Genomic DNA, 15,265 nt, shown 5'->3' with positions numbered 1-15,265 from the left:
ATACGTTTGTGAGTTTAGGGTACACGTTGCGCTGGAAAATGATCGGTTATTTTATTATATCATCCACTTTATTAATTATCCGTTGTGGCGCTATCAAGTTCATGCAGGCCCAATCGCCACGATAACAGGTCTTGTTACCAAACACGGAGCAAGGCCTGCAATATAAATCTGCCTGAACAGCGTTGGATGGGTTTTGCCCAAAACCATAAAAGCCAGCGAAAGGATGTGTGGCGCCCCAGATACTTACAACCGGAACGCCATATAAAGACGCAAGGTGCATATTGCCGGAATCCATGCTTATCATTAAATCAAGATGGCTGATGAGTATAAGCTCTTCTTTAAAAGACAGCCTGCCGGCCATATTAATAACGTTAGGATATACTTTTTGCCAGGCTTCGAATTGCAGACGCTCATTGCTGCCGCCAAAAAGAAATATTGTATGGTTACAGGCTGATAAAGCTGCAATAACTTTCTCCATTTCTTCAATGGGATAAGTTTTTTCTTTGTGCTTGCCAAAAGGCGCTACGCCAATTTTTGTTTGATGCCTGTTGGTTAATAATGCTTCAATACTATTATTAACACCAAGCTTTATCCTTTCCTGTTTGTTTGAAAGGTTTACCGGGTAACCAAGCGCATTAAATACATCTGCATACCGCTGAAAGCTTGTGCGCAAGGGTTTCAATATTTTATCGTGTTTTCTTGTCAGTTCTTTTTTTTCTTCCCTGCCTTTATCTATAACCTTTACTTTTTTACCGGAAGCCTTAAACAAAAAAGAAAGAACCTTGCTGCGCAGCACATCATGCAGGTCTGCAACAGCCGTAATGTTTTCTATTTGTTTTAATTGATTAAAAAGTTTGATGAGGCCTGCAAAACCATTGTATTTACCATGAATATCTGCACCAAAAAATGTAAGGCGGGGAATATCATCAAACAACGCACTGAACTTTACGTCAGAAACAAAAGTGATAGTAAGTTGCGGATGTTGCTGAAGCAACTGTTTTATAACCGGCACCGTCATTGCCACATCACCCATTGCCGAAAACCGCATAACCAATAAATGCGCAGGTGTATTCACTGCTTAATTTTTGTTTGTATATAAAACAGGATTTAGAGAAGGGTCGTTATACATCTTCATCTGCTTATATACTTTCATATATTTCCTGCCTTCTTCTATTTCCTGCAAAAGTTCATCAATAGCTGTGGAAAGATCAAGCTGCTGCTGTAAAAGAATATGCAGTTTATTGCTGCAGGCAAGCCGGTGTGCTTCCGTGGCATCAGTTCTCTCAGCTTCCTGCTGCATGTGATAAATTTTAAGCATTAAAATAGAAAGCCTGTCGATAGCCCATGCCGGGCTTTCTGTATTAAATTTTGCATCAGCCTGCACTGTAATATTTTTATATTTATCAAGAAAATAGCTGTCAATATATTCAACAAGATTGGTTCTTTCCTGGTTGGATTCGTCAATGCTTCTTTTAATTTTTAAAGCCATCACCGGGTCAATATTTGGCTCCCGTATAATATCTTCCAAATGCCATTGTACGGTATCGATCCAGTTTTTTTTATAGAGTAAATGTTCGAGTGAAGATGACTTGTAAGGATTATTTTCAACTGCATCCACATTATCATGAATATGATAGTCTTTTACAGACCGCTCAAATATTTCATTGCAAAGCTTGCTTATCATATTTAAAGTTATGCGGCAAAAATCGGCGAAAATATTTTGTAAACAAAAGCTGCAGAAACCGTAAATGAAAGTATAAATTTACCGATACAAAAATTAGTATCAATATGTTTGCATCAGCCGTTATAATATAGCTGAAGATGCAAACGGTTTTAACAGGATCTGCATGAAAAAAATACTCGTTTCTTTATTGGCAATAGTATGTTTTATAAGCGTTAAGGCTCAGTCTGCCGGAGATACTTCCATGCATGCCACCGCGGTGGCCGTGTGCGATTGTCTTGGTAAATCCAACCTCACAGATTCAAGTTCCGCACAGGAAATGCAGCAGGCGTTTTTAAACTGCATCACAGCTTCCCCCGATTTTCTTACAAAAGTGATGGCAGGCGGCGATATGGATGGGGCGGAAAAAATTGCAACAGACCTTGCTATGGAACTTATGAAAATTAATTGCCCTTCTTTTATGAAAATGGCAATATCAATGGCAGCCAGCGGTGATAATGAACTGAGTTTCGGCCTGCCGTCATCACCGCAGGTAAAAACCGAAAATGCTGAAAGCGCAGCAGGTACTATAGTGAATGTAGAAGAAAAAGATTTTTTATATATAACCCTCAAAACAGCAGCCGGCCGTGAGCTTAATTTTATTTATTACACCTATGTTCCGGGCTCGGATGACTGGTTAAAAGACCCTGTTGCCAAACTGAAAAACAAAAATGTTTCGCTTTCCTACATAAACACAGAAGTTTATCAGCCAAAGTTTAAACAGTTTATGAACGTGAAGCAAATAAAAACACTAACTATACAATAGTTAAAACCTGCTGTGCATTTATAAGGCTATGCAAACAAATAAAGACGGAAACAGCAATAATAAAGCGCCGCAAATATTAAACGCCTCTTCCAATTTCCTCGGGTTTTGTTTTGTTGTATTAACATCTATCAAACTTTTTAAGTTTAGTTCTGTAACAATAATAGATGAAGTTACCGCCATTTCGTTTGTACTATTTATGACGAGCTGTTTGTGTGCGTTCCTGTCTATCCGCAGCAAAACAAAGCGCGCCGATATGTATGAAACAGTTGCCGAATACGCTTTCCTGGCAGGCCTCTTCAGTATTTTCTTTATGACAATTTTGTTTTTGCTGGAGGTTATACATTAAGCCGGAACAGGCTTTAACGGTGCAATTAATATTTCGTGTTTAAATTTGCCGCATGAGCAATTCAATAGAAACTTTAGTAGAGAATGAAAAAGATGCTGAACTAAGATCCATCGGTGAAAAAGTTTTAAATAACCAGCGCCTGCAGTTTGATGAAGGCGTGGCACTTTTTGAAAAAGCAACTTTGCCTTATGTTGGCGCACTTGCTAATTATGTGCGGGAAAAATTGCATGGTAACAAAACTTATTTCAACCGTAATTTTCATATAGAGCCAACGAATGTTTGTGTTTTCTCCTGCAATTTTTGTTCTTACTCGAGAATATATGCGCACCGCGAAGAAGGGTGGGAGTTAAGCAAGGAACAGATGATGCACATTATTCAGAAATATGATGGCAAGCCTGTAACGGAAGTGCATATTGTTGGTGGCGTTCATCCCAAAATGAATTTATATTTTTTTGAAGATCTGCTGAAATCCATCAAGGCCCATCGTCCTGAATTGCATATAAAAGGTTTCACCGCTGTTGAGCTTGATTACATGTTTCGCAAGGCAAAGCTGAGTGTGGAAGATGGTATGAAATTATTGCATGAAGCCGGTCTTGATTCATTGCCCGGTGGCGGCGCAGAAATTTTTCATTCCGAAATACGCGAACAAATTTGCGCCGATAAAGTGGATGCTGAGGGCTGGCTGCATATTCATAGGGCTGCACATAACCTCGGCATGCATACCAATGCAACCATGCTGTTTGGCCATATTGAAAATTATTGGCACCGTGTTGATCACATGGAACGCTTGCGTCAGTTGCAGGATGAAACACATGGTTTCAATACATTTATTCCGCTTAAGTTTCGTAATAAGGATAATGATATGAGCCATGTGCCCGAAAGCTCACTGATTGAGGATATGAAAGTGTATTCCATTGCAAGATTATACCTTGATAATTTCCCTCATCTCAAAGCATACTGGCCAATGCTTGGCAGGCAGAATGCGCAATTGAGTTTATCTTTTGGAGTGAATGACCTTGACGGAACGATTGATGATACCACGAAAATTTATTCAATGGCAGGCAGCGAAGAGCAAACGCCTGCTTTGTCAACAGCACAGCTTGTGGCGCTTATTAAACAGGTAAAGCGCGAACCTGTGGAACGGGATACTTTGTATAAGGAGATAAAGAATTATACTGAAGATGATGTGCATGAACTGGAAGTGAATCCTTATTACAACTAATTTAAAAGCTTGAAGACTTTGATATGAAAATTGCTATCATCAACGGGCCAAATCTTAACCTCCTTGGCAAGCGTGAGCCGGATGTTTACGGCAGCCAATCGTTTGAAGATTATTTTGAAACATTAAAAAGTCTTTTCCCTTCAGTGGAGTTTCATTATTATCAAAGCAATGTGGAAGGCGAACTGATAAACGAAATTCAAAAACTTGGTTTTGATTACAACGGTATAGTTTTAAATCCAGGTGGTTATACACATACATCTGTTGCTTTAGGCGATGCTATCGCCGCCATAAAAACCAAGGTTATTGAAGTGCATATAAGTAATGTGCATGCACGTGAAGATTTCAGGAAGCTTTCTCATATTTCAGGCAAAAGTGTGGGCAGCATTTTTGGCCTGGGCTTAAAGGGTTATGAACTTGCGGTAAAGTGGTTAGTTGATAATGCTTAATACGAAGCATTGATTATTCAATTATAAAATAATTCCTTATTAATATTTAGCCGCAGATGCACAGATAAAAATCTGTGCATCTGCGGCTGATTTCTTAACAGCCATTACTTGTTCGTACATCATTCTCATAATCCTTCCAATTATCCTGCAACAGCATAAGTGTTGCGGGTTTCTGTTACTGATGCATTTTTATTCCGCAGCATTTTTTCACGGGTGATATACGATACCGCAAGAATACCAAGAAAGATTAAAGGAAAGGCAGACATAAAGCTAAAACCATCAACAGCGGTAATGCTTATGGAAGCGAAAATAAAATCGAAAGCAAAACCGGCATAGGCCCATTCTTTAACGCGGCCAGGCACCTGGGGAATAAGCAAGGCCAGCGTTCCAAGCACTTTGAAAAAAACAAAGGCATCTCCAAAATATTGAGGATAGCCTAAATGCTGAATGCCTTGTTTGGCAAGTTCTGTTTGAGAAGTTAACGCCGGCATTACACCTTCAAATAAGAAGATGATAATAGTGGTTACCCAGTAAACGATCTTAGTGGTTTTTGATGTTTTCATGATTTTGTTTTTTATGTTTTTGTAATTTGTTTGTAACACAAAGTTGAAGATCATGTACAGAATTGATGCGGTGTGAATGAGGCTGTTTTGGGGTTATTTGCGACACACAATAATTGCCGTTGAATTATTTACCGTTAGCACAGTAACATGTTATCTGTTTTAACTCATCCATCCTTAAAAAATTTATCAGTATAATTGCTTTCATACAATTATTTTACCAGGAGAAATACTATGATGAAAAACTATGTTTGCCTGTTGCTCGCCTGCTTGTTATGTACTTCAGTATGGAGTCAAAACAAGTCAGAAAAATTTGAGTTTGTAAATTTTTCAAAGGTTACTATCAACGATGATTTCTGGAAACCGAAGATTGATAAAGTGGCTACCAAAACCTTACCTGCCTGTATTTATCAGACAGAAATTGCTACAGCCCGCATCCGTAATTTTGAAAAAGTAGCGCATAAAAAATTGGAGAAGCATGAAGGCATTTATTTTGATGACAGCGATGTATACAAGGCATTGGAAGCGATAGCTTATTCTTTAAAAACACATCCTGATACGGCTTTGGAAAACACAGCTGACAGGTGGATTGATATTATTGCAGCCGCCCAGCAACCAGATGGATATCTGAATACTTATTATACTTTAGGCGACATAAGCAAACGATGGACAGATGTTGAAAAACATGAGGATTATTGCGCCGGCCATTTAATTGAAGCGGGAATAGCTTATTACAATACTACGGGGAAAAGAAAATTACTTGATGTTGCCATACGTTTTGCCAATCATATTGATTCCACCATGCGGCTTGCCAATAAAAACTGGTTTAGCGGGCATGAGGAAATTGAGCTGGCGCTGGTAAAATTATACAAGGTTACCAACGATGACCGTTATCTTAAACTGGCTGACTGGTATCTTGAACAAAGGGGCAAGCGTTATTATGCTTATGGTACAAACTGGATAACGCCGGACTACTGGCAGGATGCGGTGCCGGTAAAAAAACAAACAGAAATAACCGGTCATGCAGTGCGGGCAATGTATTTATATACGGGTGCTGCCGATGTAGCTGCAGTAACAAACGATAAAGATTATATGAATGTAATGAAGAAAGTGTGGGAAGATGTGGTGTATCGTAATATGTATATAACAGGCGGTATAGGCACCGGCGGCACCGCAGAAGCTTTTTCAACAGATTATGATTTACCGAATGAAAATGCTTATTGTGAAACCTGTGCTTCTGTAGGTATGATTTTCTGGAACCAGCGTATGTGTGAATTAACGGGTGAAAGTAAATACATCGATGTATTGGAAAGAAGTTTATATAATGGTGCATTGGCCGGCCTAAGCATCAGCGGCGATCATTTCTTTTATGATAACCCGCTTGCTTCCAGCGGCCAGCATAAACGCAAAGAATGGTTTGGTACAGCCTGTTGCCCTTCAAATATAGCCCGCCTTGTTTCTTCAGTTGGCAATTACATTTATGGAAAGAGTGATGATGGTATATGGGTAAATTTATTTGTTGGCAGCAATACCAGTTTCAGGTTTGGCAAAAATGATGTGGCGTTCAGCATGCAAACCGAATACCCCTGGAATGGCAATGTAAAGATGACAATCGATACAAAGAAACCTGCAACGTTCAACCTGAACCTGCGCTTACCGGGCTGGGCAAAAGGAGAGCCGGTGCCCGGCGATCTGTATAAATTTTCCAATACTATTAATTCTCCGATAACAATCCAGGTAAACGGAAAAGATGTTGCTTACACGGTTGAAAATGGTTATGCCGTTATAAAAAGAGAATGGAAGAAAGGTGACGTGATCGGATATGATATTTCCATGCCTGTAAATTATATTGTGGCAGGTAAGCAAATAAAGTATGATGACGGGCGTGTTGCCATACAACGTGGCCCTGTGTTGTATTGTGTGGAAGGTGCAGACAATAAAGAAGGCGTATGGGATATCATTGTGCCGCCATCAGCCACATTTATACCGGAAAATATGCAGGTGCTTACAGAACCGGTTATTGCATTGGAAGGAAAAGGCCTTGCTGCTGTGCCTTCTGCAGATGGCCAGTCTGTTATTATGCAGCAGCGTAAAGTTACAGCCATTCCTTATTATGCCTGGTGCAATCGAGGTTCCAACGATATGCAGGTGTGGCTGCCGGCAAAGGTGAACGATGTAAAGATTGGCTATCAAACAAACAACAGCGATCATCATTAATATATGCAATACAAACGCCTGAAATTTATATTGATTATTGCGGTGATCTTTATTACTGCCAGTTCCCATAAAAATATGCGGGCCGGTGATTTTGCCGGCAATACTATTAAAGTAATCACCTATAATGTTCATCATTGCAACCCTCCCGGCAAGCAGGATGTGATTGATGTGAATGCTATTGCTGCTGTAATAAAAAAGCAAAATGCAGATATAGTGGCTGTGCAGGAAGTGGATATAAACACAAACCGGTCAGGCAAAATTAATGAGGCTGCACAACTGGCGGTTAAGGCAGGCTATCCATCTTTTTTCTTTGCAAAAGCAATGGATTTTGATGATGGGGAATACGGTACTCTTATATTGTCTAAATATTCTTTAAGTGACACCAAAGCATACCGCCTGCCGATGGATTCCGTTAATGGCGGCGAACAGCGTATGCTGGCAACAGGGGCAGTTACGCTTCCGGGCGGTAAAACTTTTCGTTTTGGCTGCACACATTTGGAGGCATATAACAAAACGAGCAGGTATTTGCAGATTAAAGAGATCTGCCGCATTGCTGAAGAAACTTCTTTGCCGTTCATTGTAGCCGGCGATTTTAATTCAAACGAAGGGAACGAAGTAATTAATACGCTTGATGAACATTTTACACGCACTTGCAATAACTGTCCGCCAACTTTTGGTGAAGATAGCGAAACAGGCGCCATAGATTTTATTGCATTTAAACCAAAAGAGGCTTTCTTCATATTATCACATAACGTAGTCCGGAATAAAACAGCATCAGACCACATGCCGGTGGTTGCTGAATTGCAGGTGAAATAATAATGCATTCAGAAGAAGCCTTGTCTTTTACCCGAGCATACATGCCACTGAAGATTGCGAAGCAGTTATTATGACAAATGAGTTAAAAACCATTCTTCGTAAACTTAAATGATTATTAATTGCTCTAAACCCAGGAGATTTCTCCTATCGTCGAAATGACGTTCGAAAAGGTTTACTTAGTCATCTTTAATTTATATCAGGGTTTACAAACGTCTTATTCCGGCTTACATTAAACCAAACCCTTAAAGATTAATGGTTTATACGCTTTCTAAATTTTGAAGTTTCTTCCAGCACATTTTTTCAGAAATAAAACCGGCCAAATAATCACATTGCCGTTTATGTATAATCCTGAACTATGCAATGCATGGTACTTACATTTGTTATGTAATTATTATAACAAGGAACTTTAATATACTGCAAAATGAAAACTTTTTTTACGCTTACCATTATTTTAAATTGTTGCTTTTCAATAGTTAATGCACAAGACTTCTCTATTAATGGCAAAGTAGCCATTGCTGAAAAACCATTGGAAGCTGCCACAATTATGCTGCTAAAGCCAGACTCATCAATGCTGAAACAGCAATTCTCCGATAAAAACGGACATTTTCTGATAGATAAAATCAGTAAAGGTAATTACCTGGTTTCTGTTCAGTTTGTGGGTAATGAAACCTGGTATTCGCCGCTTATAACACTCGATAAGGAGCATCCAACGGTTGATCTGAAGACCATCAGCCTTCAATCTACGGCCAAACTTTCTGACGTGGTGGTTACATCGCAGAGACAATTCATCGAGCAAAAAATTGATAAAACTGTTGTGAATATAGATGCGTCGCCCACCAATGCCGGTTTATCGGCTTACGAAATTCTGGAAAAAACGCCGGGTGTTGTGGTGGATAAAGATGGCAATATAAGCCTGAAAGGAAAAGGCGGTGTAGTGGTGATGATTGACGGCAAACCTACTTACTTAAGCGCACAGGACCTGGCCAATTATTTAAAGAATCTGCCATCAACAAGCCTCGACCAGATTGAATTGATGACAAACCCGTCTGCCAAATATGATGCGGCCGGTAATTCAGGCATTATTAACTTCAAAACCAAGAAAACAAAAGTTAAAGGATTCAGTGCAGGTATAACCGCCGGTTACGGCATTGGTAAATTTCCAAAAACAAATGAGAGCATCAACTTTAATTATCGTTCGGGTAAAGTAAATGTGTTTGGCAATTATAGTTATAATTATAGTAAACGTTATCATACACTTGACCTGGAAAGAAATTTCAGAAATGCAGATGGAGAAATAGATTCAAAGTTTTTGCAGACCAGTGACATGCAATCTGAATATCAATCGCATTATTTCAAAACCGGGCTTGATTTCTATGCCACTAAAAAAACAACGCTTGGCTTTTCATTAAACGGCAATTTCAACCCCGGCACTAACACTAACAATAATGTTACAGATATATATAACGCAGCTAACGCGCTGCAAAACGAAACTTATACAAACAGTATTTCAAAAAACAACTGGAAAAATTATGGCGCTAATCTTAATATGGAAACAAAATTTGATTCTGCGGGAAGAGAGTTGTCTGCCAATATAGATTACCTGCAATATCAATCTTCATCTGACCAGCTTTTTGTAAATAGTTTTTATGATGAGAAGAGTAATAAGATTTCTGCTGATGAATTGCTGCGTGGCGAACTGCCCGGTAAAATAAATATTTACAGTGGTAAGATTGATTACGTGCATCCTTTAAAACACAACATGAAAATTGAAGCCGGTTTAAAAAGCAGTTATGTAAAAACAGATAATAATGCCCTTTATACCAATTTTATTAATGATGAATGGATTACAGATTCAGGCCGTTCTAACCATTTTGTATATGAAGAAAACATCAATGCAGCTTATGTAAATGCAAGCAAACAATTGAATAAGAAATGGAGCGCCCAGTTGGGCCTGCGTCTTGAAAATACTAACGCAAAAGGCAGGCAGTTAACTACCGGCGAAACATTTAAACGCAATTACACGCAGTTGTTCCCCACAGCCTATATCAATTATGCTTTGAATGATAAAAACCAGTTGAATTTAAATTACGGAAGAAGAATTCAAAGGCCTGATTACGGCGACATGAATCCCTTCTATTATTTTCTTGATAAATATACGTATGAAGTGGGTAACCCTTACCTGAAGCCGCAGTTCAGCCATAATATTGAGCTGACGCATGTATATAAAAACATGATTACTTCCACATTAAGTTATGCTTTGGTAAACGACATTATAAATGAACAGTTGATGCAGATAGACAGCACGCACACAACATTTGTAACCAAAACAAATCTTGCCAGGCAAAACAGTTTTACGTTAAGCGTAAATGCAGCAGTACCTGTTACAAAATGGTGGAGGGCCAATCTATATGTTCAGGGTGCATATAACAAGTATAAGGGATTTGTAAACACTGGTATAATTAATGTGGAAGGGCCGGCATTTAATGCCAATATGCAAAACCAGTTTACTTTACCCAAAGGATGGAGCACTGAATTAAGCGGTTACTTTAACAGCAAAGCCATTTATGGTACTGTTGTCGGCCTGCCGCAGGGTGCCGTGAACTTTGCCGTCGCTAAAAAAGTTTTGAAAGATAAGGGCTCTGTAAAATTAAATGTACGCGATATTTTAGGTATTCAGCAATGGAGGGGTTACAGCCGTTACCAGAACGTGGATGTGAAGATTCATAACACATGGGAGAGCCGTGTGGTAAACCTCACGTTTACTTACCGCTTTAGCAAAGGCCAGAAAGCAGAACAGCGCAACAATAGCAGTTCTGACGAAGAACAAAGCCGTGTAAAAGGAAAAGGATAAAGCAGGATTACTATTTAAAAATGAAAGGCATGGGATTTCAAAAAATCCTATGCCTTTTATCATGCAATGTTATACTATAAATTTATAGATACTGCAAATCACAGAAACCTACCTGTATTCGCCAAATACTTTTCGTAAAGTATCGGCTATTTCGCCAAGCGTACAAAAATTCTCAACCGCATCAATAACGGAAGGCATTATATTTTCTCCTGAAACTGCTTTGCTATGCAGGTTTTCAAGACATGCCATTGCAGATGCTTTATTGCGGGATTCTTTTAATTGTTTTAATTTTTCAACCTGTACTTTCCGGATGCTGTCATCTATTTTCAGCAAAGGAATTTTTTCTTCGTCATCAACCATGAATTTATTTACACCAACAATAATCTTTTCTCCTGATTCCACTTTACGCTGGTATTCATAAGCGCTGCGGGCAATTTCCTGCTGCATAAAACCTTCTTCTATAGCAGCAACGCTTCCGCCCAAAACATCAACCTGTTCTATCAATTCCCATGCTTTTTTTTCAATTTCAGCGGTAAGCGATTCAATAAAATAACTGCCACCTAAGGGGTCCGCAGTATCAGCAATACCACTTTCATAAGCTGCAATTTGCTGCGTGCGCAAAGCAATGCGGGCCGCTTCTTCAGTTGGTAAACTTAAAGCTTCATCGTACCCGTTTGTATGCAGGCTTTGTGTGCCGCCTAAAACTGCCGCGATTGTTTGTATGGTTACCCTCGAAATATTATTCAGTGGTTGCTGGGCCGTTAATGTACTGCCGCCGGTTTGTGTGTGAAAACGCAGCATCATGGCTTTTGGATCTGTTGCGCCGAGTGACCGCATCATCTTTGCCCACATTCTTCTTGCCGCACGAAATTTGGCTACTTCTTCAAACAAATTATTATGCGCATTAAAAAAGAAGGAGAGGCGCTTGCCAAATACATTTATATCTAGCCCTTTTTCAATAGCTGCCTGCACATAAGCTTTTCCATTGCTTAATGTAAATGCAATTTCCTGCACCGCAGTGCTGCCTGCTTCGCGGATGTGATAACCTGAAATGGATATGGTATTCCATTTGGGCAGTTCACTGCTGCACCATTCAAAAATATCGGTGATGATATGCATGGAAGGCTTGGGCGGATAGATATAAGTACCGCGTGCTGCATATTCTTTCAGGATATCATTTTGTATAGTGCCTGATATTTTTTTGAGATCGGCGCCCTGCTGTTTTGCAAGCGCCACATATAAACTCAATAAAATAAAACCCGTGGCATTAATGGTCATTGAAGTAGTAATATCCTGCAGTTGAATACCATCGAATAAAGTTCGTATGTCTTCGATGCTGTCAATGGCAACGCCAACTTTTCCTACTTCACCATCAGCAAGCTCATGATCACTGTCGTAACCAATTTGTGTAGGCAGATCGAAAGCAACGCTCAAACCATTTACGCCCTGCGATAATAAATAATGATAACGTTTATTGCTTTCTTCAGCGGTGGAAAAGCCTGCATACTGGCGCATGGTCCAAAGCCTGCCGCGGTACATATCCGGCTGTATGCCCCGCGTAAAAGGAAATTGTCCGGGTATTTCGGTTGAAGACTGACCTTTGTCAGTTGACTGATATATTTTTTTTATTTCAATCCCGCTATCTGTAAAACATTTTTCACCTGGCATAAATGCAATTTAAATAAAGCTCTGCCTTTAGCTCATCAGTTTTTTTGCTTCATAACTTAGCACTTCACTTACCACTTCGTGCAGGGAACCTTTTTTATCATTCATCAAAAATTCCAGTAATAATTTATTCAGGTCCAGTCCGGTGGCATGCGGGGGCAATACATTGGCCATCTGGTTTATGATAAGTAAATTTTGCTCCTTAAGGTTTTTTACCGCATTCCATGCTTCGGCTGTTACATATATCTGCTGCGTGATATTATAATCATATTCTGAACGGATGTTTTGTGTAAGCAGCATCTGCATTTCCCTGGCCGATGATGTGGGCTGGTTAACCCTGGTTATTACGTTTGGAAGCGCAATCCTGTCAACCAGTATAAGCAATCTTTCATAAGCCTGCAATTGCATGGTAGTTGCAGTTTCCCTGTTTATGGAGCTTTCCCCATTCCCGTTTTTGGCACGTGTTGTGAAAATATACGCCAGGGCAGTCATCACAACAATTACAATTACCAGAATAATAATCAGGTTGCTATCCAAAGTTTATGTTTTTGTGCAAAGTAAGTAATCTCAATAAATAAAAAAGCCGGTTGGTTAATAACCGGCTTTACTGTAAAAAGTTATCCTCTGTGCCCTGGCCTTTCACTCCGCTCCCTGGAAGGAGACTGTTGCCGTGGCTGGTTAGACTGTTGTTGTCTTTGCATTTGTTGTCTTTGCTGATTAAATTGCTGCTGTCCTTCTGTTCGCTGCTGCCTGCCAGGTCTCATCTGGTCATTATTTCTTTGCTGGCGCTGCTGATTCATCCGCTGCTGTTGTTGTTGCTGGCGTTGCATCCGCTGTTGCTGTTGCCTCATGCGGTTAGAATTTTGATCAGGCCTGTTCTGTTGATTCTGCGGCTGCACATTATTGGGCCGTTGTTGATTTCCTGAATTCGGCTGTGCCTGCTGCATATTGCGTTGAGGCCTGTGATTATTTATCCTGTCACGTACATCCGGCCTGTTATTATTGTTCTGCTGATTATTTGCCTGGTTCCTGTCAGGCTGCTGATTAGGCCTCTGGTTATTGATGTTAGGCCTGTTATTTGCACCTGTGTTGCTTTGGGGCGCTCTTTGCTTCACACCTGGCCTGTACATCTGGATAGTGTTATTATTCACTGTTGCACGCCCTGGCCTGTTTGAGTTCACCACTCTAACCTGGTTTACACGCCTGCCGGTATATCTTTCTACTTCTGTGCGGTTTGGTCCTGCAACAAAACGCCTGTTATTATAAACCGTTGTATTATTAATAATAGTGGTATTATTAATAATTGTTGTGTTGCGCGAAGGGCGTACATAATACCTGTGTATGTTATTGTAACCCATGTACCGGCTCGGCGCAAACACCCACCTGTTATAAGGAACACCAATGCCAATGTTGATACCTATATGCATGCCCGGTCCTAAAGGAGTCCAGCCATAATAACCACCACCGGAGCGCCATGAAACCCATGCCGGCCCCCATTCATAACCGGGAACCCACATCCACCCGTAAAAGGGATCATATGCCCAACGGCCGTAATGAAATGGCGCCCAGCCCCAGCCGTAGTCTGAAGCCCACGTCCAGCCATAAGAAGAATAAATCCAGTGCCCGCCGGTTGAATATGGCACAAACCCACGGTAACGGGGTACCCAGCATCGCCCATACGATGCAGATACAACCCAGCTTCCGTAAGGAGATAAAGCTTCATTAAAAACATTAATATTTACATCTGAAGGCTGGTAATCGTAATCAGACGGATTATCATCATAATTACTATTATAATCTTCATTATTATAATTATTATCGTTGTCGCTGTAACTTCCGTTATCGTCGTAATAATCGTCGTCCTGCGCCGATACAGCATTGGGAATGCTGCCCGAGGCTGCAACGACAAGCAGCATTAACAGGGTAGGAAAAAGTTTTTTAATTAATGTCATTTTGTTGTGTTGAATTGTTGCGTAAATTATTCCAGTTTTATACCAAAAACAAACACTTGTTTGTTAATGTTATTAGGACGGTTGGGGAATAATAAAGTTTAATTGATAACGGTACCTTTACAGTTTTAAGTATGCTTTAAATATTAATTAAAAATATTAAGATTATGCCATCTTTTGACATTGCCAGCAAGGTAGACCTTCAAACTTTGGATAACGCTGTAAACACAGTAAAAAAAGAGATAAGCAACCGTTTTGATTTTAAAAATTCGCCGGTTGAAATAAACCTGGATAAAAAGGATTTTCTGGTTACGTTTGAAGTGGAAAGCGATATGAAGATGAAACAGGTAATTGATGTGCTCATAAGCCGCAGCATGAAGCAGGGCATTGATGCTAATGCCTTTGATTTCTCAAAAGATGCACATCAAAGCGGTAAAGTGCTGAAAAAAGAAGTGCCGGTTACCAACGGCTTAAAGCAGGATGATGCCAAAAAGATTGTTAAGATTATTAAAGACAGCGGTCTTAAAGTTCAGGCGCAGATTATGGATGACATAGTGCGGGTAACCGGAAAAAAAATAGATGACTTACAGTCAGTAATCGCGGCCTGCAAACAGGCGAACCTCTCAATTCCATTGCAGTTTACAAATATGAAATCGTAAGCTGCAGCAGGGCTGCAAAGGAGTTATTTAAACAGAACCCAAACTGGC

Annotated in this window: 14 protein-coding genes; 8 read left to right on the top strand and 6 right to left on the bottom strand. The window is 40.0% G+C overall.

What is annotated here, in order from left to right; genetic code table 11:
• Positions 1 to 46: 46 nt before the first annotated feature.
• Both ACTHN6_RS07680 and ACTHN6_RS07675 read right to left on the bottom strand, forming a co-directional pair.
• Positions 47 to 1,075, bottom strand: a complete 1,029-nt coding sequence (locus tag ACTHN6_RS07680; RefSeq protein WP_440435156.1) for a glycosyltransferase family 9 protein — start codon at positions 1,073 to 1,075, stop codon at positions 47 to 49.
• Between the two features lie 3 nt (positions 1,076 to 1,078).
• A complete protein-coding gene (locus tag ACTHN6_RS07675) occupies positions 1,079 to 1,684 on the bottom strand; it encodes a DUF4254 domain-containing protein (RefSeq protein ID WP_440435155.1) in 606 nt (201 codons plus the stop codon).
• A gap of 163 nt (positions 1,685 to 1,847) precedes the next feature.
• On the opposite strand from ACTHN6_RS07675, the gene ACTHN6_RS07670 reads away from it, so the two are divergent.
• Genes ACTHN6_RS07670 through aroQ form a run of 4 tightly spaced genes read left to right on the top strand, consistent with a single transcriptional unit; the run spans position 1,848 to position 4,500 of the window.
• Positions 1,848 to 2,486 (top strand): hypothetical protein, encoded by a 639-nt coding sequence (locus ACTHN6_RS07670; protein ID WP_440435154.1) that lies wholly within the window; start codon positions 1,848 to 1,850, stop codon positions 2,484 to 2,486.
• 28 nt (positions 2,487 to 2,514) lie between these two features.
• Positions 2,515 to 2,832, top strand: coding sequence for a hypothetical protein (locus ACTHN6_RS07665; protein WP_440435153.1), 318 nt, complete (start codon positions 2,515 to 2,517; stop codon positions 2,830 to 2,832).
• Between the two features lie 52 nt (positions 2,833 to 2,884).
• The gene (gene mqnE, locus ACTHN6_RS07660; protein WP_440435152.1) at positions 2,885 to 4,054 is read left to right on the top strand and encodes an aminofutalosine synthase MqnE; all 1,170 of its coding nucleotides are present in this window, start codon (positions 2,885 to 2,887) and stop codon (positions 4,052 to 4,054) included.
• Between the two features lie 23 nt (positions 4,055 to 4,077).
• Entirely contained in the window at positions 4,078 to 4,500 is a 423-nt protein-coding gene (aroQ, locus tag ACTHN6_RS07655) for a type II 3-dehydroquinate dehydratase (protein WP_440435151.1), read from the top strand.
• Positions 4,501 to 4,640: 140 nt separating this feature from the next.
• On the opposite strand, the gene ACTHN6_RS07650 is transcribed toward aroQ, so the two are convergent.
• Complete coding sequence (locus tag ACTHN6_RS07650) at positions 4,641 to 5,063, bottom strand: DoxX family protein (protein ID WP_440435150.1); 423 nt, start codon at positions 5,061 to 5,063, stop codon at positions 4,641 to 4,643.
• Positions 5,064 to 5,294: 231 nt separating this feature from the next.
• Between ACTHN6_RS07650 and ACTHN6_RS07645 the strand changes: the two genes are divergently transcribed.
• The 3 genes from ACTHN6_RS07645 (at position 5,295) to ACTHN6_RS07635 (ending at position 10,944) form a co-directional block, all read left to right on the top strand.
• Entirely contained in the window at positions 5,295 to 7,277 is a 1,983-nt protein-coding gene (locus ACTHN6_RS07645) for a glycoside hydrolase family 127 protein (protein ID WP_440435149.1), read from the top strand.
• A gap of 3 nt (positions 7,278 to 7,280) precedes the next feature.
• The gene (locus ACTHN6_RS07640; RefSeq protein ID WP_440435148.1) at positions 7,281 to 8,093 is read left to right on the top strand and encodes an endonuclease/exonuclease/phosphatase family protein; all 813 of its coding nucleotides are present in this window, start codon (positions 7,281 to 7,283) and stop codon (positions 8,091 to 8,093) included.
• 421 nt (positions 8,094 to 8,514) lie between these two features.
• Positions 8,515 to 10,944, top strand: coding sequence for a TonB-dependent receptor domain-containing protein (locus tag ACTHN6_RS07635; protein ID WP_440435147.1), 2,430 nt, complete (start codon positions 8,515 to 8,517; stop codon positions 10,942 to 10,944).
• Between the two features lie 108 nt (positions 10,945 to 11,052).
• On the opposite strand, the gene ACTHN6_RS07630 is transcribed toward ACTHN6_RS07635, so the two are convergent.
• From ACTHN6_RS07630 to ACTHN6_RS07620, 3 genes are all read right to left on the bottom strand, one after another.
• Positions 11,053 to 12,612, bottom strand: a complete 1,560-nt coding sequence (locus ACTHN6_RS07630) for an acyl-CoA mutase large subunit family protein (RefSeq protein ID WP_440435146.1) — start codon at positions 12,610 to 12,612, stop codon at positions 11,053 to 11,055.
• A 27-nt stretch (positions 12,613 to 12,639) separates the two neighbouring features.
• A complete protein-coding gene (locus ACTHN6_RS07625) occupies positions 12,640 to 13,146 on the bottom strand; it encodes a DUF7935 family protein (protein ID WP_440435145.1) in 507 nt (168 codons plus the stop codon).
• An 80-nt stretch (positions 13,147 to 13,226) separates the two neighbouring features.
• On the bottom strand, positions 13,227 to 14,561 hold the full coding sequence (locus ACTHN6_RS07620; RefSeq protein ID WP_440435144.1) for a DUF6600 domain-containing protein: 1,335 nt from the start codon (positions 14,559 to 14,561) through the stop codon (positions 13,227 to 13,229).
• Positions 14,562 to 14,725: 164 nt separating this feature from the next.
• Here ACTHN6_RS07620 and ACTHN6_RS07615 point away from each other — a divergent pair, with 164 nt between their 5' ends.
• The gene (locus ACTHN6_RS07615) at positions 14,726 to 15,217 is read left to right on the top strand and encodes a YajQ family cyclic di-GMP-binding protein (RefSeq protein ID WP_440435143.1); all 492 of its coding nucleotides are present in this window, start codon (positions 14,726 to 14,728) and stop codon (positions 15,215 to 15,217) included.
• The last annotated feature ends 48 nt before the right edge of the window (positions 15,218 to 15,265 follow it).

The organism is Parafilimonas sp. (assembly GCF_051953455.1).
GTDB lineage: Bacteria > Bacteroidota > Bacteroidia > Chitinophagales > Chitinophagaceae > Parafilimonas.
Note: the sequence above shows the minus strand (reverse complement) of the source record. Positions and strands in the feature narration are given on the sequence as shown.

What these genes read in the sequence shown, in the direction of transcription:
- aroQ (WP_440435151.1), top strand. Translation starts at nt 4,078, where the DNA reads ATGAAAATTGCTATCATCAACGGGCCAAATCTTAACCTCCTTGGCAAG.
- ACTHN6_RS07675 (WP_440435155.1), bottom strand. Translation starts at nt 1,684, where the DNA reads ATGATAAGCAAGCTTTGCAATGAAATATTTGAGCGGTCTGTAAAAGAC.
- ACTHN6_RS07665 (WP_440435153.1), top strand. Translation starts at nt 2,515, where the DNA reads ATGCAAACAAATAAAGACGGAAACAGCAATAATAAAGCGCCGCAAATA.
- ACTHN6_RS07670 (WP_440435154.1), top strand. Translation starts at nt 1,848, where the DNA reads ATGAAAAAAATACTCGTTTCTTTATTGGCAATAGTATGTTTTATAAGC.
- mqnE (WP_440435152.1), top strand. Translation starts at nt 2,885, where the DNA reads ATGAGCAATTCAATAGAAACTTTAGTAGAGAATGAAAAAGATGCTGAA.
- ACTHN6_RS07620 (WP_440435144.1), bottom strand. Translation starts at nt 14,561, where the DNA reads ATGACATTAATTAAAAAACTTTTTCCTACCCTGTTAATGCTGCTTGTC.
- ACTHN6_RS07630 (WP_440435146.1), bottom strand. Translation starts at nt 12,612, where the DNA reads ATGCCAGGTGAAAAATGTTTTACAGATAGCGGGATTGAAATAAAAAAA.
- ACTHN6_RS07650 (WP_440435150.1), bottom strand. Translation starts at nt 5,063, where the DNA reads ATGAAAACATCAAAAACCACTAAGATCGTTTACTGGGTAACCACTATT.
- ACTHN6_RS07635 (WP_440435147.1), top strand. Translation starts at nt 8,515, where the DNA reads ATGAAAACTTTTTTTACGCTTACCATTATTTTAAATTGTTGCTTTTCA.
- ACTHN6_RS07645 (WP_440435149.1), top strand. Translation starts at nt 5,295, where the DNA reads ATGATGAAAAACTATGTTTGCCTGTTGCTCGCCTGCTTGTTATGTACT.
- ACTHN6_RS07640 (WP_440435148.1), top strand. Translation starts at nt 7,281, where the DNA reads ATGCAATACAAACGCCTGAAATTTATATTGATTATTGCGGTGATCTTT.
- ACTHN6_RS07615 (WP_440435143.1), top strand. Translation starts at nt 14,726, where the DNA reads ATGCCATCTTTTGACATTGCCAGCAAGGTAGACCTTCAAACTTTGGAT.